At 62.3% G+C, this 21,678-nt stretch carries 18 protein-coding genes and 1 riboswitch; of the genes, 9 read left to right on the plus strand and 9 right to left on the minus strand.

Annotation, left to right across the window (positions count from 1 at the left end; all coding sequences use genetic code 11):
• Nucleotides 1-16: 16 nt before the first annotated feature.
• Genes ACXJKO_RS09600 through thiB form a run of 3 tightly spaced genes read right to left on the minus strand, consistent with a single transcriptional unit; the run spans nt 17 to nt 3,294 of the window.
• On the minus strand, nt 17-718 hold the full coding sequence (locus ACXJKO_RS09600) for a thiamine ABC transporter ATP-binding protein (protein WP_457090862.1): 702 nt from the start codon (nt 716-718) through the stop codon (nt 17-19).
• Nucleotides 705-2,279, minus strand: coding sequence for an ABC transporter permease subunit (locus tag ACXJKO_RS09605; protein ID WP_457090863.1), 1,575 nt, complete (start codon nt 2,277-2,279; stop codon nt 705-707). The genes ACXJKO_RS09600 and ACXJKO_RS09605 overlap by 14 nt, the downstream gene beginning before the upstream one ends.
• Before the next feature lie 10 nt (nt 2,280-2,289).
• Entirely contained in the window at nt 2,290-3,294 is a 1,005-nt protein-coding gene (thiB, locus tag ACXJKO_RS09610) for a thiamine ABC transporter substrate binding subunit (RefSeq protein ID WP_457090864.1), read from the minus strand.
• A gap of 68 nt (nt 3,295-3,362) precedes the next feature.
• Nucleotides 3,363-3,469, minus strand: a riboswitch (TPP riboswitch).
• A gap of 121 nt (nt 3,470-3,590) precedes the next feature.
• Here thiB and solA point away from each other — a divergent pair.
• The 3 genes from solA to ACXJKO_RS09625 all read left to right on the plus strand — a co-directional run bounded on the left by solA (nt 3,591) and on the right by ACXJKO_RS09625 (nt 6,791).
• A complete protein-coding gene (gene solA / locus ACXJKO_RS09615) occupies nt 3,591-4,466 on the plus strand; it encodes an N-methyl-L-tryptophan oxidase (protein ID WP_457090865.1) in 876 nt (291 codons plus the stop codon).
• A complete protein-coding gene (locus ACXJKO_RS09620) occupies nt 4,441-4,800 on the plus strand; it encodes a hypothetical protein (RefSeq protein ID WP_457090866.1) in 360 nt (119 codons plus the stop codon). Before solA ends, ACXJKO_RS09620 begins: the two co-directional genes overlap by 26 nt.
• 209 nt (nt 4,801-5,009) lie before the next feature.
• The gene (locus tag ACXJKO_RS09625) at nt 5,010-6,791 is read left to right on the plus strand and encodes an HWE histidine kinase domain-containing protein (RefSeq protein ID WP_457090867.1); all 1,782 of its coding nucleotides are present in this window, start codon (nt 5,010-5,012) and stop codon (nt 6,789-6,791) included.
• A gap of 81 nt (nt 6,792-6,872) precedes the next feature.
• Here the strand turns inward: ACXJKO_RS09625 and ACXJKO_RS09630 are convergent, their stop codons facing one another.
• A complete protein-coding gene (locus ACXJKO_RS09630; protein WP_457090868.1) occupies nt 6,873-9,218 on the minus strand; it encodes a Tex family protein in 2,346 nt (781 codons plus the stop codon).
• A 202-nt stretch (nt 9,219-9,420) separates the two neighbouring features.
• Here ACXJKO_RS09630 and ACXJKO_RS09635 point away from each other — a divergent pair, with 202 nt between their 5' ends.
• The 4 genes from ACXJKO_RS09635 to ACXJKO_RS09650 all read left to right on the plus strand — a co-directional run bounded on the left by ACXJKO_RS09635 (nt 9,421) and on the right by ACXJKO_RS09650 (nt 14,834).
• Nucleotides 9,421-10,734 (plus strand): Hsp70 family protein, encoded by a 1,314-nt coding sequence (locus ACXJKO_RS09635; protein ID WP_457090869.1) that lies wholly within the window; start codon nt 9,421-9,423, stop codon nt 10,732-10,734.
• Nucleotides 10,735-10,806: 72 nt separating this feature from the next.
• Nucleotides 10,807-13,611: a phosphoenolpyruvate carboxylase gene (ppc, locus tag ACXJKO_RS09640; protein WP_457090884.1), complete on the plus strand. Its 2,805-nt coding sequence runs from the start codon at nt 10,807-10,809 to the stop codon at nt 13,609-13,611.
• A gap of 111 nt (nt 13,612-13,722) precedes the next feature.
• Nucleotides 13,723-13,896, plus strand: a complete 174-nt coding sequence (locus ACXJKO_RS09645; protein WP_457090887.1) for a hypothetical protein — start codon at nt 13,723-13,725, stop codon at nt 13,894-13,896.
• Nucleotides 13,897-14,054: 158 nt separating this feature from the next.
• Entirely contained in the window at nt 14,055-14,834 is a 780-nt protein-coding gene (locus ACXJKO_RS09650; RefSeq protein WP_457090870.1) for an SDR family oxidoreductase, read from the plus strand.
• A gap of 42 nt (nt 14,835-14,876) precedes the next feature.
• On the opposite strand, the gene chrA is transcribed toward ACXJKO_RS09650, so the two are convergent.
• The 4 genes from chrA to ACXJKO_RS09670 form a co-directional block, all read right to left on the minus strand.
• Nucleotides 14,877-16,262: a chromate efflux transporter gene (chrA, locus tag ACXJKO_RS09655; RefSeq protein WP_457090885.1), complete on the minus strand. Its 1,386-nt coding sequence runs from the start codon at nt 16,260-16,262 to the stop codon at nt 14,877-14,879.
• A 10-nt stretch (nt 16,263-16,272) separates the two neighbouring features.
• The gene (locus ACXJKO_RS09660; protein ID WP_457090886.1) at nt 16,273-17,097 is read right to left on the minus strand and encodes a chromate resistance protein ChrB domain-containing protein; all 825 of its coding nucleotides are present in this window, start codon (nt 17,095-17,097) and stop codon (nt 16,273-16,275) included.
• Nucleotides 17,098-17,240: 143 nt separating this feature from the next.
• Nucleotides 17,241-18,005 carry an LOG family protein gene (locus ACXJKO_RS09665; protein WP_457090871.1) on the minus strand — a complete coding sequence of 255 codons (765 nt, stop codon included), beginning with the start codon at nt 18,003-18,005 and terminating at the stop codon, nt 17,241-17,243.
• Nucleotides 18,006-18,060: 55 nt separating this feature from the next.
• On the minus strand, nt 18,061-18,306 hold the full coding sequence (locus ACXJKO_RS09670; protein WP_457090872.1) for a hypothetical protein: 246 nt from the start codon (nt 18,304-18,306) through the stop codon (nt 18,061-18,063).
• A gap of 199 nt (nt 18,307-18,505) precedes the next feature.
• Here ACXJKO_RS09670 and ACXJKO_RS09675 point away from each other — a divergent pair, with 199 nt between their 5' ends.
• Together ACXJKO_RS09675 and ACXJKO_RS09680 are read left to right on the plus strand one after the other, a co-directional pair.
• Entirely contained in the window at nt 18,506-19,702 is a 1,197-nt protein-coding gene (locus tag ACXJKO_RS09675) for a fumarylacetoacetate hydrolase family protein (RefSeq protein WP_457090873.1), read from the plus strand.
• Nucleotides 19,703-20,022: 320 nt separating this feature from the next.
• Complete coding sequence (locus tag ACXJKO_RS09680; RefSeq protein WP_457090874.1) at nt 20,023-20,769, plus strand: hypothetical protein; 747 nt, start codon at nt 20,023-20,025, stop codon at nt 20,767-20,769.
• 49 nt (nt 20,770-20,818) lie between these two features.
• Here the strand turns inward: ACXJKO_RS09680 and ACXJKO_RS09685 are convergent, their stop codons facing one another.
• The gene (locus ACXJKO_RS09685) at nt 20,819-21,664 is read right to left on the minus strand and encodes a lytic transglycosylase domain-containing protein (RefSeq protein ID WP_457090875.1); all 846 of its coding nucleotides are present in this window, start codon (nt 21,662-21,664) and stop codon (nt 20,819-20,821) included.
• Nucleotides 21,665-21,678 lie beyond the last annotated feature (14 nt).

Raw genomic sequence — 21,678 nt, forward strand, 5'->3', positions numbered from 1 at the left:
TAAGGTCACTTCGGTTTCAGGAATCGGACACCGCAGCCGCGATCCTCGGCGCGAGGGCGCTGTTGAGAATGGAGGAGGGTGTGCCGGAAGCCACGACCCGGCCATCGGCGACGAAGACCATCTGGTCCGCGAGGTCCGCCACGTCCTCGGGCGTATGGATCGTTATGAGAATGGTGACGTTGCGCTGGCGGCGCAGGCGATCCACGAGCTGGACCATGTCACGGCGCAGGCTGGGATCGAGGCTGCTGAAGGGTTCGTCGAGCAGGATCAGCGGGCGGCCCGAGACCAGTGCCCGCGCAAGAGCCACACGCTGACGCTGGCCGCCGGACATCTCGCCGGGTTTTCGCTCCTCGAGGCCCTTCAGGCCGACCGCCACCAGCATGTCGCCGACCAATCGGCTTTCCTCAGTGCTCATGCGCAAAGAGGGGCGCAGACCGAGGGCAGCGTTCTGCAGGGCAGTGAGGTGCGGAAACAGGTTGTGATCCTGAAACACGATGGCCACGGGCCGCTTCGCGGGTTCGAGCGGGAGAAGATTCTGTCCCCCGAGAGTCAGCGTTCCGCTTTCCGGCATCTCGAACCCGGCGATCATGTGCAGCAGGGTCGTCTTGCCGCCGCCCGATGGGCCGATGACCGCGCAGAGCGCGCCGGCCTGCACGCTCATGGTGTAGTCTGCCTCGAAATCGGGCCATGTGAGACGGCAGTTCTCAATCACCAGCATGGGACAACCGACCTGAGGCGTGGGCCAGGAAGAGCGCGACGAGCACGATGATGAGCCCGATGGCGGAGGCTTCATCGAGCCGGTAGGCTCCGAGGCGTTCATAGAGAAGATAGGGCAGGGTGACCAGATCGGTTCCGCCGAACAGCGCGATGATGCCGAAATCGCCGAACGACAGCGCCATTGCGAGCGCAAAGCCTGCACCGAGCGGGCGCTTGRGTACGGGCCAGTCCATGATGGTGAGCTTCGACAAACCGGTGATGCCGAGGGATGCTGCAACACGGCCATAGCGCTCCTCCGTCGTCATGAGGCGCGGCGCGATATAGCGATAGGCGAAGGGCATGGCCGTCAGGCCGTTGACGAGCGGCAGAAGAACGAGGCCTGCCGTGGACGGATTGCCGAACTGCCGGATCAGCAGGAACAGGCCTGCGGTCAGCGCGAAAGGCGGCACGGCGAGCAGCGTGTCGGGCAGGAAATCGTAGATAGCTGCGAGACGTGGGGAGCGCAGGGCGAAGCGATGACGCCGTGATGCCGACGCCAACGCGAGTGCAAGCATGCAGGCAAGGGCAGCGGCGCAGGCTGCAATGGCGAGGCTCGTTGCAAAGGCACGAAGGAGATCGCCGTCGATGACATCGGCAATGTTCCACACCCCGGCGAGAATGCTCAGCGCCAGAGGCGCGATGAACAACGTGCCGACGATGAGCACAAATGCATCGAGAATCTTCAGGCTGCGATGGCGTCTATCCGGGCGAAGGATCGTCGAGCGAATGGTGTGAGTGGCAGGCGGCCGCTGGAAGGCCCAGTGAAGAACGCCGGTGAGAGAGAGGCAGATCGCGAGCTGGATCAAGGCGAGCCATGCGGCACGGCCAAAATCGAGATCGATCTTGAGCGCCTCGAAGATGGCGACTTCCAACGTCGAGCGGCTCGGCCCGCCGCCAAGCGCAAGAACGATGGCGAAGCTCTTGAATGTCAGCAGGAAGATAAGGCCCGCGAGTCCCGGCAACTCCGCGCGCAAAGCCGGCCAATCGAGATGCCGAAAAATCTGCGCCGGACTGAAACCGAAGGCCGAAGCGAGACGCCAATGTTCGGCGGGCACGTGATTCAAGGAATCGAGCGAGATGCGCGCCACGAAAGGAGCATTGAGAAACACGTGGGCGATGAGAATGCCGGGATAGCCGAAGATGCTGAAATCTCCGCTCCAGCCGAGGGCGCTCAGAAGATCGGCAACCCACCCGCTGCGGCCATAGACGGTGAAGACGGCGAACACGGCGACGATGGTCGGCATCACCATCGTCGTGCCTAAGATCGCCAGCACGACGTCTCGCCCGATGAAGCGGCGACGTGACAGGCCAAGCGCAAGCGCGATGCCGAGGGCAAGCGATAGGATGGTGGAGAGCGCGGCCTGGATGATCGAGAAGGTGATCACCCGCGTCAGGTAGGGTCCGATGGAGAAAAGCGCGGGCTTGTCTCCACCGAACGTGGCAAGGGCGATGAAACTGCCCGCAACCAGGGCCAGGATGGCAAAAGCGACGATGCTTCCCGGATGCGGCAGCGTGCGTGTCATGCGTAAAGCTTCAGCGCGTCGTGGCGTTGAGCCAGGCATCCGTGAAGGCGCGGCGGTTCTGCTGCACCTCTTCCGGCGTGAAGATCAGGGCCTTTTCGGGCTGCACCAGATTTTTGAACGAAACTGGCAAGCCCGCGGCGGGCGTCTTCGCCGGCATCATCCAATTGCCCTCCGGCATGGCGGATTGGAACGGCTCGCTGAGCACGAAGGCCATGAACTTCTTGGCGAGCTCGGGCTGCTTGGTGGTGTTCGTCATGCCTGCGAGTTCCACATGCAGGTAGTGGCCCTCCGTGAAGGCGGCGGCCTTGTAGTTGTCCTTCTTCTCAGCGGCGATGTGGTAGGCGGGCGATGTGGTGTAGGACATCACCATGTCGGCCTCGCCTTTCAGGAACAGGCCATAGGCTTCCGACCAGCCCTTGGTGAAGGTGACGATGCGCGGCTTCAGCTGGGTCCATGCATCCGGGGCCTTCTCGCCATAGACCTTCTGCATCCACAACAGCAGGCCAAGGCCCGGCGCACTCGTGCGTGGGTCCTGCAGCACGACCTTCGGGCCGTTGGGGTTCTCGACGAGTTCCTTCAGGCTCTTCGGCGGATTGGGGAGTTTGTTGGCGTCATAGACGAAGGCGTAATAGCCCCAGTCGAAAGGAATGAAAGTGTCGTCGCTCCAGGCGACCGGAACCGAGAGATCTTTCACGTCTGCTCCGTGCGGGGCGAACAGGTTCAGGGCTTTCGCTTCCGCGGCAAGGTTCATGTCGAGGCCGACCACCACATCGGCCTTCGTGTCCTTGCCTTCGAGGCGCAGACGTCCGACGAGGCTGCCCGCATCCTCGGCGGTCACCCAGTTGAGTTCGCAGCCGCAGGTGGCCTCGAAACGTTCCTTGACCGTCTTGCCGGGGCCGTATTTTCCGGCAAACGAGCTATAGGTGTAGACCGTCAGGGCAGGCTTGCCCTGCGCATGCGCGACACCCGCCGCAAGGGCGACAGAGGCGAGGGTGAGAAGAATTCGGCGTAACATCAAGGTTGCTCCCATGCATGATGCAAGCCGGGTTGGCGGCACAATTCGCACGGGGCGCAGTGTTGTCTGCGATGTCGCATGCTCATTCCCTCCGCCGGCATGACCCGGATCAGGTTCAACGGGTCGGCGGCCATGCCACCTCTCAGCCCCGTATGAGGCTCCCCGTGAGACGGGTTGTTTCTAAAGCAGTTCCGGGTGGGCTACAAGGTGCTGCAGCATCGACGAGAAGCTGCCCTTGCGGGAGGCTTAAGATTCTGCTTGGAATAGAGTAACTTCTTTTTGGGTGAGTTGCGTGAATGACAGCCTCTGGATCCTTTGATATCGCCGTGATCGGGTTGGGAGCCATGGGCTCGGCCGCGCTCTATCAGCTCGCCCGGCGCGGCGTGAAAGCGTTGGGAATCGACCGTTTTTTCCCGCCTCATGACCAGGGCTCCACCCATGGGGAGACCCGCATCACGCGCCAGGCCATCGGCGAGGGCGAGGTTTATGTTCCCATTGCCCTGCGGTCCCACGAAATCTGGAAAGACCTTGAGGCCGAGACCGGCGAACGGCTTCTGGTCCAGAATGGCTGCCTGATCGTCGACGTTAAGGAGCCAGCGCAGCGTGGCCTCATCCACGTGGCTTTTCTCGAGCGCACCCGGCAGGCCGCCCTGAAATATGACATCGCCCATGAAATGCTGGATGCGGGCGAGATCCGTCGCCGCTTTCCGCAATTCACACCGCGCGAAGACGAGATCGGTTATTTCGAGCCAGGCGGCGGTTACCTCGATCCCGAGCGCTGCGTGGCCGCGCAGCTCAATCGCGCCCAGGCTCTCGGCGCAACCACGCAGCTCGGCACACGGGTTTTGGCCATCGAGCCGGAAGGCTCAGGCGTGCGCATCGTGACGGATCGCGGAGACTTCCATGCAGGGCAGGCCGTCGTATCCGCAGGCCCATGGGCGTCCGAACTGCTCGGCGCGCCGTTCGAGCGCCTTCTCGCCCCGGCCCGGCAAGTCATGCATTGGTTCGAGGTCGAGCCCGATTTTGCGAAGGCTTGGGAGGCGAGTCCCGTCTTCATCTGGCTCCATGGTCCGAACCCGAGCGACTTCTTCTACGGCTTTCCCTCCTTGCCCGGCACGCAAACCATCAAAACCGCAGGGGAGCAATATGAGGGTGACGACCACGCCTCATGACATCGACCGCCGTATTGCCGCCCATGAATCGGTTGCCATGCGTGACATTCATCTCAACGGTCGTGTGCAGGGCCTCTCCGCAAAGGCGGTGAAGGCGGCAACCTGCCTTTACACTCTGACGCCGGACTCGCATTTCCTGATCGATCATCATCCTGACAGTGATCGCATTCTCGTCGTCTCGCCCTGCTCGGGTCATGGCTTCAAGCATTCGGCCGCCATCGGCGAGATGGTCTCGCAACGTGTGATTGCGGAAGCGGGTTCAATCGACATGTCTGCCTTTACCCTTGCCCGCTTCGATGCACGGCAAAGGCGAAATGCTTCGGTGGCGTCATGAAAACGATATCGGGGATGAGCATAGACCAAGGGCTTTTAAACCATGGCTACGCTTCATCCCTTGCCCTGCTCGCTCGCTGCTCCAGCTTGGGTGAGACTCACAAGCAGGGGGCCTATGCCATTGCTTTCACTCCATGGATCAACCATCAAGGTCCTGCTACGCTGTGGAACGCGATAACCACCATGGCAGAGGGATGACAGGTTCAAGGAATGGTTGATCTGCCGCTCATGGATTGGCGAGCCTTGGCCACCCTGCTCGTTTTCTGCCTTGCCGTGGCAGCCGCATGGCTGGCCGGACGCGTGTCGGTGAAGCGGGGATACAAGAGTTTCTATCAGGCTATCGACCAGTGGCGGCATGGTGATCTGCAAGCTCGGGTCGCGGCGTCCGAACCCGGGACGCCCATCGGCCGTTTGAGCACCGCTTTCAACGACATCATCGGCAAGCTCAGTCAGCGCGAGGCCGAGCGCGAGACTGTGCTGAAGAGTCTGCGGGAGGGCGAAGAGCGCCTTCAGATCGCCCAGGACGTAGCGGGCTTAGGCATCTGGGATTGGGATCATTCGACGGGCGAGATCAGCTGGTCGCATCAGATGTTCGCGCTCACGGGCATCACCCCTGACGGGAATAAGCGTAACCCCTTCAAGGCATGGCTCGATGTGCTCCACCCCGAAGACCGGGAAGAGATGGAGTGGAAGGTCAAACAGCTGCCGCGCACGCTCGAGCCCCTGACGGCGGAATATCGCATCATCCGGAGCGACGGTTATGTTCGCTGGCTCCAGATGCGGGGCCAGTCCCTCGCGGGAGCAATGGACAAGCCGCTTCGAACCGTGATCGTTACGCTCGACATCACACCGAGCAAGGAGAACGAGGTTCGCGAACGTTTCCTCCTGAGCCTGAGCGACAAGATGCGCGATCTGGTTCGCCCCGACGACATCCTGTTGACGGTATCCGAGGCGTTGGGCAAGCATCTCGGCGTGACGCGCCTAGGCTACGGCGAGATCGATCACGCCACGATGATGCTTACCACGCTCGTCGACTGGCACGTGGAAGGCATGCCCTATATGGTCGGCCGCCATCCTCTCACGCCCTTCGGCGACTTCGTGTGCGACGAGATGAGAGCGGGGCGAACCCTGGTCATCGAGGATGCGCTCACCGATCCTCGCGTCAGCGAATCCTCGGATGTCTTCGTCGCGCTGCAGAACCCCGCCACCATCGTGGTGTCTCTCGTCAAGGAAGGGGAGCTGCGCGCCTCCCTTTACGTCCACAACACCACGAAGCGCCGGTGGACGGCGAGCGAGATCGATCTCTGCCAGGATGTGGCCGAAAGAACATGGGCGGCCGTTGAACGCGCGCGCTCCGATGCGCGCCAGCGCCTGCTCATCAATGAGCTCAATCATCGGGTCAAGAATACCCTGGCCACGGTCCAGTCGATTGCAGCCCACAGCTTCAAGCTCGGAGATCCTCAGGCCGCGCGCGCGGCCTTCGAGGCGCGCCTGTTCGCCCTGTCGAAGACGCACGATGTTCTGACGCGCGAGAACTGGGAAGGCGCGAACATTCAGGACATTCTGGAAGAAGCATTAGCTCCTTACCGGCGCGATCACGTGGCGCGTTACAAGAGCGAGGGCGCGCCTCTCCAATTGCCGCCACGGGTCGCCCTTCCGCTTGCCATGGCGTTTCATGAGCTTGCAACGAATGCCGCCAAATACGGCGCCTTCTCGCTCGAAACCGGCGAGGTTCGGATCAACTGGAACCTTGTGCCCACCGCGAACGGACCTCACTTCGTGCTCAAGTGGAGCGAGAGCGACGGGCCCCTGACGCAAAAGCCGAGTCACAAGGGGTTTGGCTCGCGCCTGATCGAGCGCGGCCTGACGCGGGAACTCGGCGGAGAGGTCACTCTCGACTATCTCCCGACCGGCCTCGTCTGCACCTTGAGCTTCCCGTTGCCGGAAGCGGAGACGGTGGATTACCTGCGCGCGAACGCGAAGCTGGCATAAGCAAGCATTCACACGTCGAAAATGAAAAGCCCGCTCTTCACTGCGAAGGACGGGCTTTTTGATTGCACGTCCGGTCGTCGATCAGCGGCGGTTGTTCTTGCCGCCGGGAGCATTCGAGAGACCGGCACGGCGCAGCGCATCGGCCAGCGCCCCGGAAGCCGCAGGTGCGGCGGTGGGCTTGCTGCTCATGGGCTGGCGGGACTTCTGCGACGCGTTGCGGTTATCGTCGGAGCGGCCAGCCGCGCGCGGTTCCGCCGGATCGTTCATGCGCATGGTGAGGGCGATGCGCTTGCGGGGGATATCCACCTCCAGCACCTTCACCTTCACGATGTCGCCGGGCTTCACCACATCGCGCGGGTCTTTCACGAAGGTGTTGGACAAGGCGGAGATATGCACGAGGCCATCCTGATGGACGCCCACATCAACGAAGGCGCCGAAGGCCGCGACATTGGTCACGACGCCTTCCAGCATCATGCCAGGCTTCAAATCGCTGATCTTCTCGACACCGTCCATGAAGGTCGCGGTCTTGAATTCCGGGCGCGGATCGCGGCCGGGCTTTTCCAGCTCGCTCAGGATGTCCTTGACGGTCGGCACGCCGAACTTCTCGTCCGTGAAGTTTTGGGGATTGAGCTTCTTCAGGACAGCGCCGTTGCCGATCACTACCTTGATGTCGCTCTTCGTCGCTTCGAGAATGCGGCGCACGACCGGGTAAGCTTCCGGGTGCACGCCGGAGGCATCGAGTGGATCGTCACCGTTGGGAATGCGCAGGAAGCCCGCCGCCTGCTCGAAGGTCTTGGGGCCGAGGCCTGACACATCGCTCAAAGATTTGCGGGTCTTGAACGGACCCTTGGCGTCACGATGCTCGACGATGTTCTTGGCCACCCATTCGCCGAGCCCAGACACGCGCGAGAGAAGCGGCGCGGAGGCGGTGTTGAGATCGACGCCGACCGCGTTCACGCAATCTTCCACCACCGCATCGAGGGAGCGCGAGAGCTTATGCTCGGCCAAGTCGTGCTGATACTGGCCGACGCCGATGGATTTCGGATCGATCTTCACGAGTTCCGCTAGCGGGTCCTGCAGACGCCGCGCGATGGAAACCGCGCCGCGGATGGAAACGTCGAGATCGGGCAGTTCCTGGCTCGCGAAAGCGGAAGCCGAATAGACGGATGCGCCGGCTTCCGAGACCATGATCTTGGTAAGCTTCAGATCGGGATGCTTCGTCACCAGCTCGCCCGCGAGCTTGTCGGTCTCACGCGAGGCGGTGCCGTTGCCGATGGCGATGAGCTCGACCTTGTGGACGCGGCACAGGCGGGCGAGCGTCGCGATGGAATCATCCCATTGCCGCTTCGGCTCGTGCGGGTAGATCGTATCGGTCCCCACCACCTTGCCGGTCGCATCCACCACGGCCACTTTCACGCCCGTGCGAAAGCCGGGATCGAGGCCGAGCGTCGGGCGCGTGCCGGCAGGGGCGGCGAGCAGGAGATCGCGCAGGTTGCCAGCGAACACCTTTACCGCTTCGTCCTCGGCGAGCTGCCACAGCTTCATCTTCATATCGAGTTCGATGGAGAAGCGCAGCTTCGTGCGCCATGCCCAGCGCACCGTATCGAGCAGCCACTTGTCGCCGGGACGGCCCTTGTCCGTGATGCCGAAGGCCAAAGAAGTGCGGCCCTCGTAGCGGCTCACGTAGCCAGGCTCGGCGGCATCCTTGTCCTCTTCCATGCGGAGATCGAGGATCTCCTCCTTCTCGCCGCGGAAGAGCGCGAGAATACGGTGCGAGGGCAGCTTCGGCAGCGGCTCGGCGAAGTCGAAGTAATCGGCGAATTTCGCGCCGTCGTTCTGCTTACCGTCACGCACCTTCGAGGTGATGCTGCCGCGCTCCCAGTAGATGTCGCGCAAGGCCCCCAGAAGCTCCGCATTCTCAGCAAAACGCTCCACGAGAATGGAGCGTGCGCCTTCCAAAGCTGCTTCCGGCGTCGCTACTTCCTTCTCTGCATTCACGAAAGCGGCGGCCTCCGCCTTCGGATCGCGCTGGGGCTCGGCGAGGATGAGATCGGCGAGCGGCTCAAGCCCTGCCTCCTTGGCGATCTGCGCCTTGGTGCGTCGCTTGGGCTTATAGGGCAGGTAGAGGTCTTCGAGGCGCGCCTTGGTGTCGGCGCCGTTGATCTGAAGCGCCAACTCGTCGGTGAGCTTTCCCTGCTCGCGGATGCTGTCGAGGATCGACTTGCGGCGGTCTTCCATGTCGCGCAGGTAGCGCAGGCGCTCTTCCAGGGTGCGCAGCTGCGTATCGTCCAGGGTGCCGGTGACTTCCTTGCGGTAGCGCGCGATGAAAGGCACGGTCGAGCCGCCGTCGAGCAGGTCGACGGCCGCCTTGACCTGCCATTCCTGGACATTCAGTTCGCCTGCGATGCGCTGACCGATGGAAAGCATGGAAGTCTCCGAGTGAAGCATAAGGCGCGGCTTCTACGGTGCCGGACGGCCCTGGGTCAACGGTCTGTCCCCAGCTTCGGGGTCGCAGTGTCGGGTGACCTTAAGGGAGGTGGCTGGGCCGATTCTCGGAGAAAACGCTTGGCGTGTCGCGACTTGGCGTATAGACCGTCCGGCCCCTCACCGCCAGCCTCCCGGGTCCGCCATGTCCGCCTCCAACGATTTGTCCATCGGCATCGATTTCGGCACCAGCAACACCGTGGTGGCGATTGCCGATTCGCATGGGCATGTGGAGGCGCTGACCTTCGAGCATGGGGAGAACGCCCTCAAGGTCTATGTGACGGCCCTATGCTTCTGGGACGAGCGGCATGGCAATGGGTACCGCACCGAGGTGGAAGGCGGGCCGTGGGCGATCGACCAATTCCTGGAGGGCCTGCACGCCCACCGCTTCATCCAGTCCTTCAAGACCTTCGCGGGCAGCGCGACATTCCAGGAAACCCGCATCTTCCGGGAGCGCTATCGCTTCGAGGACCTGTTGAGCACCTTCCTGCGCACCCTAGCGCGCCATGGCGGCTCGCGGCTCGACTGGGGTGTCCGCAACGTGGTGATCGGCCGCCCTGTGCAGTTTGCGGGCTACAACGCGGATGACGATCTGGCGATGGCGCGCTACCGCGCTGCGTTCGGCAAGCTCGGGGCCGATCACGCCCGCTATGTCTACGAACCGGTCGGTGCGGCCTTCTTCTATGCGCGCCAGTTGGAGCACGATTCCACCGTTCTCGTCGCGGATTTCGGCGGCGGCACGAGCGACTTCTCCGTCATGCGCTTTTCCCGGAAAAGCGGTGCGCTGCGGGCGGAACCGCTCGGGCATTCCGGTATCGGCATCGCGGGCGATGCCTTCGATTACCGCATCGTCGACCGTGTCGTCTCGCCCCGGCTCGGCAAGGGCGGATCGTATCGCTCCATGGGCAAGATTCTCGCGATCCCCAATCACTACTACGCCAATTTCGCGCGCTGGAATCAGCTGGCGATGATGAAGGGCAGCGGGGATCTCAAAGAGCTGCGCGAGCTGGCCCGCGTGGCGCTCGATCCGGAGCCGCTCGAGAAATTCATCGACATCATCGAATACGATCTCGGCTTCGCACTCTATCGCGCCGTTTCGGCTACGAAAGTGGCGCTGTCGAGCCAGGACGAGACGGATTTCCATTTCCACGGCGAGGGCGTCGATATCAAGGCACGCATTGCCCGTGCGGATTTCGAGGGCTGGATCGCGGAGGATGTGAACCGGATCGCGGAGACGGTCGACCAGGTGCTGGCCAATGCCGGTGTGAAGCCAGGCGGCATCGACAAGGTCTTCCTGACCGGCGGTACGTCCTTCGTGCCCGCCATCCGCAATCTCTTCGTCGAGCGCTTTGGGGAGGAGCGGCTGGCCTCGGGCGATCAGTTCGAGTCGATTGCCTATGGATTGGCCCTGATCGGCCAGACCGAAGACCCTGGACGCTGGGCTATCCACAAAAGCTAGGCCGTTGAGAAATTAAATTACGCTTGCAGATAGGGAAATAAGCGCTTTACTTCGCGGGTGCAGCATGAACGCCTGAAGCGGAGCCGAACTGTGTCCCTGATCAATCCCGACGTGACGCCCGAGAAGGACCTCCCGCTCCGCGACGACATCCGATTGTTAGGACGGCTCCTCGGCGACACGATCCGCGAGCAGGAGGGTGAGGCGGTCTTCGATATCGTCGAGCGCATCCGCCAGACCTCGATCCGCTTCCATCGGAATGAGGATGAACATGCGCGGCGGGATCTCGAAACGCTCCTGGACTCCCTGTCACGGGGACGCACCAACCAGATCATCCGGGCCTATACTTACTTCTCGCATCTCGCCAATCTTGCGGAAGACCAGCATCACGTGCGCCGCTCCCGCGCCCATGCCATGGCGGGCGCCCATGCGATGGCCGCACCCGCTCCGCGCGAGGGCACCGTCGCTAGGGCGCTCAAGCTCGCCCAGGAGGCGGGTGTCAGTCAGGCGGCCCTGCAAGCCTTCTTCGCCTCGGCGCTCGTCTGCCCCGTTCTGACAGCGCATCCGACCGAAGTGCGCCGCAAGAGCACCATCGACCGCGAGATGGAAATTTCGCAGATCCTGGCGCAGCGCGATCGGAATGAGTTGACGCCGGAGGAGAAGGGATCAACCGAGGAGGCGTTGCGCCGCGCGATCCTGACTCTCTGGCAGACGAGCATCCTGCGCCGCAACCGGCTGAAGGTGATCGACGAGGTTGTGAACGGCCTGTCCTATTACGACTACACATTCTTCAAGGAACTGCCACGCGTCTATGCCTCGATCGAGGATCAGCTTTCCGCGATGGATCCTAAATGGGACAATGTGGAATTGCCCTCCTTCCTGCGCATGGGCAGCTGGATCGGCGGAGACCGTGACGGCAATCCCTTCGTGACGGCGGATGCCCTTCGTCAGGCGCTGCTGCTGCAGAGCAAGCACGCAATCGGCTCCTATTTGGAGGAGCTTCATTGCCTCGGCGCGGAGCTTTCGCTCGATGGGCGCTACGTCAGTGTCTCCGAGCAGGTGAAGGAACTGGCGGAGGCTTCCCCCGATCCGTCCCTGCACAGGCAGGACGAGCCCTATCGCCGCGCGATCACCGGAATGTACGCGCGTCTGGCCGCCACCGCGCAAGCCTTCGGCCATAACGACGTGACCCGTCACGCGGTCGGTGAAGCGCCCGCCTATGCCAGCGTGGAGGAGTTCGAAGGCGATTTGTCGATCCTGCATCGCTCGCTGGTTTCCAACGGATCAGGCTCGCTCGCGCGCGGCCGCCTGCGTCGCTTGCGCCGCGCCGTCGATGTGTTCGGTTTCCATCTCGCAAGCATCGATCTGCGCCAGAACTCCGACGTGCATCAGCGGGTCGTCGCGGAACTGTTCGAGAAGGCGGTTCCCGGTACGGCCTACGAAACGTTGGAGGAGGAGAAGCGCGTCGCCCTTCTGCTGGAAGAGCTGCGGACGCCGAGGCTTCTCACCTCGCCCTATCTCGAATATTCGCCGGAAACCACATCCGAACTTGCCATCGCCCATGAAGCCGCCAAGGCGCACCGCTTGTACGGACGCGCCAGCGTGCCGAACTATGTGATCTCGAAGGCGAGCGACCCGTCCGACATTCTCGAAGTCGCGCTGCTGTTGAAGGAAGCGGGGCTTTTGCGTTCGCGCGAAGGCGAGATGGCGGTCAACATCATTCCGCTTTTCGAGACCATCGCGGATCTGCGCAATTGCAGCGGCGTGATGGATAGTCTCTTCGCATTGCCGGACTACATGCGCCTCTTGCGCAGCCGCGATCAGGCGCAGGAGGTAATGCTCGGCTATTCGGACAGCAACAAGGATGGCGGCTTCCTCACCTCCGGGTGGGAACTCTACAAGGCCGAGATCGAGCTCATCGGCGTTTTCAAAAACCACGGCGTCGGTCTTCGTCTTTTCCATGGTCGCGGTGGTTCCGTCGGTCGTGGCGGTGGGCCGAGCTATCAGGCCATTCTCGCGCAGCCCGGCGGCGCGGTGCAGGGCGCAATCCGCATCACGGAGCAGGGCGAGGTGATCGCCGGAAAGTACTCGAACCCGGATCTCGGACGGCGTAATCTGGAGATCCTTGCGGCGGCGACACTCGAAGCGTCGCTTCTCCACTCAGGCCAGCCCGCACCGCGTGACGAATATCTGAAAGCGATGGAGGAGTTGTCGGACAGCGCCTACAAGGCCTATCGCGCTCTCGTTTACGAGACCGAAGGCTTCGAGCGCTATTTCTGGGAATCTACCGTCATCGGCGAGATCGCCAACCTGAATATCGGCAGCCGTCCCGCATCGCGCACGAATTCGCGGCGGATCGAGGATCTGCGCGCGATTCCGTGGGTGTTCGGCTGGGCGCAGTGCCGCCTCATGCTTCCGGGCTGGTACGGGTTCGGGTCCGCCATCAACGCGTTTCTCGAAAAGCATCCGGATACGGGCCTTGCGCTGCTGCAAGAGATGTACCGCGAGTGGCCGTTCTTCGAAGCGCTTCTGTCGAACATGGACATGGTGCTCGCCAAGAGCAACATCGCCATCGCGTCGCGCTATTCCAAACTCGTCGAGGACGAAGTCTTGCGCGAGGCGATCTTCCCGCGCCTGCGCCGTGAGTGGGAGGATTCGATCAGCACTCTGCTCTCGATCACCGGGCAGCAAGCACTCCTCGACAAGAACCCGCTTCTGGCACGCTCCATCCGCAACCGCTTCCCCTATCTCGATCCTCTAAACCACCTGCAGATCGAACTTCTGAAGCGGCACCGTTCGGGCGATGCGGACGAGCAGGTCGTGCAGGGCATTCACCTCTCCATCAATGGCATCGCGGCGGGCCTGCGCAACAGCGGCTAACCAGCGCAAGGGGGAACCCTCCCTCTATCGGTGAATTGAACCGATGCAGCGCTGATGGCGTCCCACGGCAAGGGCGGCCAAGCTTTGCGCGTTCAACGATGGAGAGAACCGATGCCACGTGGCGACAAGTCCGCCTATACGGATAAGCAGAAACGTAAGGCCGAGCATATCGAGGAATCCTACGAGAACCGTGGTGTCTCCGAGAAGGAGGCCGAGCGGCGCGCTTGGTCCACCGTGAACAAGCAGGATAGCGGCGGCAAGAAGAGCGGATCCGGGAAGCACTGATCGGCTTCTGATCACCACCAAGCTTTGCATCTGCCCGGCTCGTTCCGGGCAGTTTGCTGTCTACTTCCTGTGAACGCTCCTGCAAAAGCCAAGGTTGAGCCCGTGAGCCAATGCGGATAGGGATGAGTGACACGGTCGACACAACGGAGATTTGCGGCATGGACACGGGATTGAAGGGCAAGCGCGCGCTGGTACTGGGCGCGAGCAAGGGGCTGGGCTTCGGCATTGCCCAGGGCCTTGCGGAAGAGGGCGCGCGAGTTGCGATTGCCAGCCGGACGATGGACGGCTCGAAAGCCGCCGCGGACAAGATCGGGCGGGATGTGCTGCCCTTCATCTGCGACACGGGCAAAGCGGATCAGGTCGATGCTCTCGCCAAGGATGTGATGGACGCGCTCGGCGGCGTCGATATTCTCGTCCTCAACAGCGGTGGCCCGCCTCCCGGCAAGGCTCAGGGCGTTTCCTCGGATCAGTGGCGCCAGTCGTTCGACGGGATGTTCGTCAACCTCGTGCGCATCGCGGATATTCTTTTGCCCGGCATGATCGAGCGCAAGTTCGGCCGCATCATCTCGGTGATCTCCTCCGGCGTGATCCAGCCGATTCCGAACCTCGCGATTTCCAACGCGATCCGTCCCGCCCTCGTCGGCTGGGGCAAGACATTGGCAAGCGAAGTGGCGTCCTCCGGTGTGACGGTGAACGCCATCGCGCCCGGCCGCATCGCCACGGATCGTCTCAAGCAGCTCGATTCAGCCAATGCCGAGCGCACGGGCCGCTCCGTCGAAGATGTCGCCAAGGCTGCCCGCGCGGGCATTCCGGCGGGCCGCTATGGCGAGATCGAGGAATTCGCTGCCGCCGCCGTGTTCCTCGCCAGCGAGAAGGCCTCGTTCATGACAGGCTCGATCCTGCGCGTGGATGGCGGCCAGATATCGTCCGTGACCTGATGTCAGACGCGGAGCGAGGGGACTTCTCCTCGCTCCCCCCTTTCAGGCGATGGCGCCGGACACGTAAAGCAGGATGCCGGCGGTCGATGTGGCCGCCAGCACCGGCAGCATTCCGATCTTGAAGCGGAACATGGCGACGACGGCTGTGACCGACAGAAGGAGCGCCCAAGGGTCGACGCTGCTCAAGACGGGCATGTCGAGATCGAGCAAACCCCATTCGAGTGCGCGAACATCGCGGAAGATCGTGTGGATGCCGAACCAGATCGCGAGATTGAGAATGACGCCGACGACGGCGGCGGTGATCGTCGACAAAGCGCCGCTCAAAGCCTTGTTGCCGCGTAGGGTCTCAATGTAGGGCGCGCCGAGGAAGATCCATAAAAAGCAGGGTGCGAATGTCACCCATGTGGCGAGAAGGCCGCCGAGGGTTCCAGCCATGAGAGGGCTGAGCGTTCCGGGGTCGCGATAGGCGGCCATGAAGCCGACGAACTGCAGCACCATGATCAAGGGCCCCGGTGTCGTTTCCGCCATGCCGAGCCCGTCCAGCATTTCGCCGGGCCGCAGCCAGCCATAGGTTTCGACCGCTTGCTGCGCCACATAGGCGAGTACGGCATAGGCTCCGCCGAACGTGACCATGGCCATCTTCGAGAAGAAGACGGCAATCTCGCTGAAGACATCGTTCCTGCCGAAGATCATGAGCAGTGCCGCCACAGGCACGAGCCAGAGCGTCAACCACAGCGCAGCTACCCGAAGACTTCTTCCGAAGTTGGGTCGTGCATGGTCCGGAACACTTTCTCCGAGGAGATCGTCAGAGTCTTCCTCACCATTCGGGGCAGCGGCCATGAACGGGTTCATGCCAGCTCGCGCACCCAGAAAGCCAATGATGCCGGCTGTCAGGATGATGACAGGGAACGGGATTCCGAGAAAGAAAATCGCGATGAAGGCCGCTGCCGCAATCGCGATCATGGCCCGGCTTTTGAGCGCACGTTTTCCGATGCGCATCACCGCCTCGCAAACGATGGCGAGAACGGCGGCCTTCAATCCGAAGAACAGAGCCGCCACATAGCCGACATTGCCGAAGAGCGCATAAATCCAGCTCAAAGCCATGATGGCGATGATGCCCGGCAGGATGAAAAGCCCACCCGCCATCAGCCCGCCAAGGGTGCGGTGCATGAGCCAGCCTATATAGGTGGCCAGCTGCTGCGCCTCCGGTCCTGGCAGGAGCATGCAATAGTTGAGTGCATGCAGGAAACGCGCCTCGGAAATCCAGCGCTTTTCCTCAACGAGAATCCGATGCATCACCGCAATCTGCCCGGCCGGTCCGCCGAAGCTTAATGCGGCCACGCGAAGCCAGGTGCGGAATGCCTCGCTCAAGGAAACGCTGTGGTGAGGGGACTGCTGCGCCGTGCTTAGATCAGAGTCCTGCAGCATCATGCGCATCTCACGCCCCACTCTTTATAGAAGGCCAGTTGTGTGTTTCGCCGGTTGCGTCTCGGCTCCAGCGATAGAAGGCGTCGTACAACAAAAGCCCCGCTTCGAGCTGAGCGATGTCGTCCGCGAACATGCGCGACAGCCCCAGGGAGGCAGCAAGCAAGCCTGCGGCTTCAGGCGCAAGATCAAGCCGTGCCGTATCGGCTCCTCTGACGATCGTGGCAAGCCTTTGCAACGGCTCCGTCATAAGCCCGAACTCCTCGACCATCACATCGAACGTGCAGAGTTCGCCGCGATGACTCCAGAAAACATCGTCGCCATCTATATCGAAGGGCGTTGCTCCAAATCGTTCGGCGACAGCTTGGACTTCGGAGGGAGGAACAAACAAGAAGACGGCACTGGGATCGACAAAGCGGCGGATCAGCCAGGGGCAGGCGATGCGGTCGATTTTAGGCCTGGAGCGCGTAACCCAAACTGTCCGTCCGTGCGGATCACGGGGCGGCAGCTTTGCTTTCGGCACCATGGGTAAGCCGGCTTGCGACCATCCAAGAATGCCACCCTCCAATACATCGGAGGAAATTCCAGCATGCCGAAGCCAAGCTGCTGCTCCATGGCTGAGCTTGAGGCCTTTCTGGCACAACACCACGACGGAGCGTCCCGCAAATTCGTGGGACCATTCCGAAACCGTGTTGTACGGGCGTCGTATGGAGCCGGGCACCATACGAGGGTCGGAGCTATCATCCTCATCCGTGCTGACATTGATAAGCACAGGGCACTTGGGCGTGCCCACGAGGCGAGCGAGTTTTTCAGGTGTGATGGTGTTGAATGACGACATGGTGCATCCGTAAACGTTAGAGCGGATGCGATGCTTGGGCATGTCGCCTCGTGGGGAGATCGCGATCCCCATGAGGCTGATTAAATATCCGTTCGCTGAATCTGTCAAACTTTCTCGACGAGAGCCGAGCTTGATCAATGACGTCAGCTGCTTGGAACGAGAAGGCCATTCTCGACCAGCTTCGTCCAGACCTCCTCCGCATTCTCCGCGAAATGAACGAGGCTGCGGTCCGTCTCATTGACCATGCCGTGTTCGAGCAGGGCGTCGAACTTGATCACCGAGCGCCAGTAATCCCTCCCGAACAGCACGATCGGCAGCGCAGGCACTTTTCCCGTCTGGCGAAGCGTAAGAATCTCGAACAGTTCGTCGAGGGTGCCGAACCCGCCGGGAAACACCACGAGGGCATTGGCGCGCATGGCGAGGTGCATCTTGCGCATGGCGAAGTAGTGGAAGCGGAAGGTCAGTTCGGGCGTCGAATAGGGGTTGGGTTCCTCCTCATGGGGCAGGGTGATGTTGAAGCCGATAGAGGGCGCGCCGACATCGTATGCGCCTCGGTTGGCCGCCTCCATGATGCCGGGGCCGCCGCCCGTCGCGATTACGTTGTCGCGCAGGCCGCTATCCGTTTTCAGCGCGCCGCCGCGTTGCGAGGCGATGGCACCGAAGGCGCGGGCTTGCTCATACCAGAACGGGTGCTTGCCTGGCCCATCCTCGTGGATGCGCGCGCTTCCGAACACGACGATGGTCGAGCGCACGCCCCAGATGCGCAGGTTTTCTTCGGCCTTGGCATATTCCAGCTGGAAGCGGACGCCGCGCATGGTGTCGCCCAGCAGGAAATCCTGGTCCAGGGCGGCAAGGCGATAGGAGGCCGAGGCCAGATGGGCTGCGTTCGAAGGTTTGCCGTTATCCATCGGGAGAAGCTCCTATGATCCTCTCCCGATGGATAAGCACATCTCGAGCCGTCGGTTAAGAGCCTGTCGGAATAACCGGGATCTCCTGCGGACCGGAAGGAGGAATGCCGACCGGTTCCGCAGGGCTCGGCGACTCGCCCGGCGTGGTGGGCGGAACACCCAGGGGCTCACCCGGATCGGGAAGGCCTGCGGGGCCGGGTTCAGGATGAACGGGCTGGGGCGCAGGATTGGGCACGTCGGGCCGGGGCGAGGGATCGGGCACACCGGGTTGCGGCGGGTTGGGGTTCGGGGTGTCGGACATGGACCGGCATCCTTTCTTGGTGCTCAGTGGCGATACGCATGAGGGCATTCGCAACAGGGATCATGGGCGCAACGGAAGACGAGGAAGGATTGTTCCGGGCGGGACGGTTCCGCCCTTTTCCCTATAGGCCTCATCGGTCAGCCCGCTATATTGGCGGCCAAAGAGGGGCGGCGCGCCCCATGCAAGGGAGCCCCTGCCTGTGAAACATCTCTCCGTTCAGAATGCCGCCGAAATCCTGCCTGCCGATGGCTATCGCGGGGCGCTTGCGGGCCGTGTCTGGCGTCCTGAAGTCGGGCCGTGCATCGTCGCGATCCGCGAGGATGGTGTCTTCGACATCTCGATGCTGCATCCCACCATGAGCGAGCTTGCGGCGCTGTCTGATCCGGGGCAGGCGCTCAAAGCCGCTCGGGGCGAGTGGGTCGCATCCCTTGAAGAGATCATCGCGAATACGCCCATTGAGCGCCGCGATCCTTCGAAGCCGTGGCTTTTGGCGCCCATTGATCTTCAGGTCATCAAGGCTGCCGGCGTCACCTTCGCGGTCTCCATGCTGGAGCGCGTCATCGAGGAGCGGGCGCGGGGCGATGCGAGTGCGGCGGCTGCCATTCGCGCGGAGGTCCTGCGTCTCGTCGGCGACGATCTGAGCCGCCTGAAGCCGGGTTCGCCCGAGGCGATGGAATTGAAGAAGGTGCTGATGGCGCAGGGCGCGTGGAGCCAGTATCTCGAAGTGGGCATCGGGCCCGATGCGGAGGTGTTCACGAAAGCCCCGACCCTCTCCGCCGTCGGCGCTTTCATGGATGCGGGCCTGCATCCCAAATCCACTTGGAACAACCCTGAGCCGGAAGTGGTGGTGGTCGTGACGGCAGACGGCAGGATCGTCGGCGCGACGTTGGGCAATGATGTGAACCTGCGCGACTTCGAAGGCCGCTCCGCCCTGCTGCTTTCGAAGGCCAAGGACAACAACGCATCCTGCTCCCTCGGCCCGTTCATCCGCTTCTTCGACGAGAGCTTCTCGCTCGATGACGTGCGCCGGACGACAGTGACGCTCACGGTCGAGGGCGGGGACGGTTTCAAGCTCGAAGGCTCGTCCTCGATCACGAAGATCAGCCGCGATCCGGAAGATCTCGTGGCGCAGACGCTGGGGCCGCACCACCAATATCCTGATGGATTCGTACTGTTCCTCGGGACGATGTTCGCGCCCACGAAGGACCGTGACGATGCGGGGATGGGATTCACGCACAAGACCGGCGATATCGTCACCATCGCCGCACCGGAACTGGGCATGCTCATGAATCGCATGAAGCCGAGCTCCGAGTGCGAGCCGTGGACGTTCGGACTGCACGCGCTCATGCGCAATCTCGCGTGGCGCGGATTGCTCAATCAATCGGTCGAGACCTGATCTCGAAGGATGTGCGTCAAAGGTGTGAGACTCCTGTCTCGCACCGAACGATGTTGCCAAACGGGTTAACCCCGTTTGCAAATCCTTTGGCGATAATTGTTTGCTCCATTGAACTTTGCCTTTGGAACGCCATCATAAGCGCTCACTGAGTACTTGAAACCAACACGAACGAAGCTACGTCGAATCGGAATGTTGTTGTGTGTCGATTGAAGGCTTGATCGACACTATTCATGTGAATTGAAACTACATTCTGTAATCGAGAACGCAGCGAATTCTGTAGGCTAGCGGGTAATTCTACTCATTGTATCAGAGAGCATAAAATGGTTGCTTACAGACGTTATCTCATTGCTTCATCTCTTGCGCGCTTGATCCGTAAGGAGAGGGGGGGCAATCGCGTCACCGAGGGCCATTTCCCGAACCAGGCCGACCGCAGTTCCTTCGTGATCGTGGACGGCGACAAAGGCAGCCTCGTTCTGTTGCAGAAGGGCGCCAACGGCCCGGTGGAGGAGCGCACGGATGTGCCGCGCGCCCACGCCGAAGCGCTGCTCGATGTGACGCCCGGCAAGCTCGATTACCTGCTGACCCATCTCACCGTCGGCACCCGCGACATTCAGATCGCGCGCTTCGTGACACCCGGTCCCTTCGACATGATCTCGGTCTCCTTCGAGAGCGAGGAGGAGGCGAAGGATTTCCGTCCTCTGTCATGGTTCGGGCCGGACGTTACGGCTGATGCAACCTACCAGAACCGCTCCATCGCGCTGGAAGGGCTGCCCCAGATGCCTGACGTTGCCCTGTCGAACGCAGCGCTCAACAGCTTGCTCGACACCCTGGAGAACCGCTACAGCTCTTCGCGTTCCTATTCGCCCGCGCATCAGATGCGGAATGCCGCCGAGGTCGAGGTCTTGCAGAACGAGCCCGTTGCCGCACAGGGCAAGTCCGCAGGGCAAGCGACGCCTCCGGTCGTGACCGATGTGGAGGTCGCGGAGGACGAGAACGATCTTAACCTCAKCATCGAGGACAACGTCATTCGCGAACTCGCGCGCTCGCTGCGTCCGCAGCGCCGCTAAGATCATAAAAGGTGGTCTGCAGCTTCGGTTGCAGGCCACCTTTCTCTTTTCAGCTCGGCAGGACGATGCAGCTGCCTCCGAGCTTGCGGATATCCCGACACAATTCCTCCGCCATTTGGCGTGTCTGCGCCGGAGCCCTCACCCGATAGAAGGTTCGGCTCCCGCGATAGCGCAGACGCGTGCCGATGATCATGGGCCGCGAATCCTTCAGCAGGGACGCATAGGATTGGCTTGCGCGCTGGAAGCTTGCGAGCGCGCGCGCTTTCGAAAAATTGCCTGCCAGCTGGACGCCCCAGGGCGCGAAGGGCGCTTCCAGCACCTCGCCGCGACCGGGCAGGCGGAGCGTGGCAACGACCTGATGGCAGCTTTCCGGGTCGGTCTTCTTCTCGGCTGCGGTCCCCGATGCATCCTTTGCATCCTTGGCCCATTCCTCCGCCTCCCGTCCCGTGATGGTCAGAACGTAGTGGCTCGTCTCGAAGGGCAGCTGTCCCCGGCCGGCCAGCCAGGCGCTCACCCGCGCCGGACCGCCATTATAGGCGGCCGCCGCGAGCCCCAGATTGCCGAACTGGCCTGACAGCTGCGCGATGAGCTCTGCAGCCTTCGGAATGGCCTGCTCCGGATCGAAGGGGTCGCTTAGACCCCGCTCCCTGGCCGTGCCGGGCATGAACTGCGCGACGCCCTGCGCTCCCGCCCGACTGACGACACCGGTGCGAAACGAGCTTTCCTGCCAGATGAGCTTGGTCAGGAAGTCCCGTGGGATCTGATGGTCTTTTGCTGCTCCCTCAATGAGCCGGCAGAGCGCCTGATCGACGGTTTCGCCCGACGAGCCCGAACTCGCCCAGGCGGCGCTGCAACCAATCAGGCCTGCACAGAACAGCGGCAGCGCGAACCGCATGAAAGACCTCGCTG

This window comes from Microvirga sp. P5_D2, assembly GCF_054049475.1.

What these genes read in the sequence shown, in the direction of transcription:
- chrA (WP_457090885.1), bottom strand. Translation starts at nt 16,262, where the DNA reads ATGCTGCAGGACTCTGATCTAAGCACGGCGCAGCAGTCCCCTCACCAC.
- solA (WP_457090865.1), top strand. Translation starts at nt 3,591, where the DNA reads ATGACAGCCTCTGGATCCTTTGATATCGCCGTGATCGGGTTGGGAGCC.
- thiB (WP_457090864.1), bottom strand. Translation starts at nt 3,294, where the DNA reads ATGTTACGCCGAATTCTTCTCACCCTCGCCTCTGTCGCCCTTGCGGCG.
- ACXJKO_RS09600 (WP_457090862.1), bottom strand. Translation starts at nt 718, where the DNA reads ATGCTGGTGATTGAGAACTGCCGTCTCACATGGCCCGATTTCGAGGCA.
- ACXJKO_RS09645 (WP_457090887.1), top strand. Translation starts at nt 13,723, where the DNA reads ATGCCACGTGGCGACAAGTCCGCCTATACGGATAAGCAGAAACGTAAG.
- ACXJKO_RS09630 (WP_457090868.1), bottom strand. Translation starts at nt 9,218, where the DNA reads ATGCTTTCCATCGGTCAGCGCATCGCAGGCGAACTGAATGTCCAGGAA.
- ACXJKO_RS09685 (WP_457090875.1), bottom strand. Translation starts at nt 21,664, where the DNA reads ATGCGGTTCGCGCTGCCGCTGTTCTGTGCAGGCCTGATTGGTTGCAGC.
- ACXJKO_RS09625 (WP_457090867.1), top strand. Translation starts at nt 5,010, where the DNA reads ATGGTTGATCTGCCGCTCATGGATTGGCGAGCCTTGGCCACCCTGCTC.
- ACXJKO_RS09660 (WP_457090886.1), bottom strand. Translation starts at nt 17,097, where the DNA reads ATGTCGTCATTCAACACCATCACACCTGAAAAACTCGCTCGCCTCGTG.
- ACXJKO_RS09620 (WP_457090866.1), top strand. Translation starts at nt 4,441, where the DNA reads ATGAGGGTGACGACCACGCCTCATGACATCGACCGCCGTATTGCCGCC.
- ACXJKO_RS09665 (WP_457090871.1), bottom strand. Translation starts at nt 18,005, where the DNA reads ATGGATAACGGCAAACCTTCGAACGCAGCCCATCTGGCCTCGGCCTCC.
- ACXJKO_RS09670 (WP_457090872.1), bottom strand. Translation starts at nt 18,306, where the DNA reads ATGTCCGACACCCCGAACCCCAACCCGCCGCAACCCGGTGTGCCCGAT.
- ACXJKO_RS09635 (WP_457090869.1), top strand. Translation starts at nt 9,421, where the DNA reads ATGTCCGCCTCCAACGATTTGTCCATCGGCATCGATTTCGGCACCAGC.
- ACXJKO_RS09650 (WP_457090870.1), top strand. Translation starts at nt 14,055, where the DNA reads ATGGACACGGGATTGAAGGGCAAGCGCGCGCTGGTACTGGGCGCGAGC.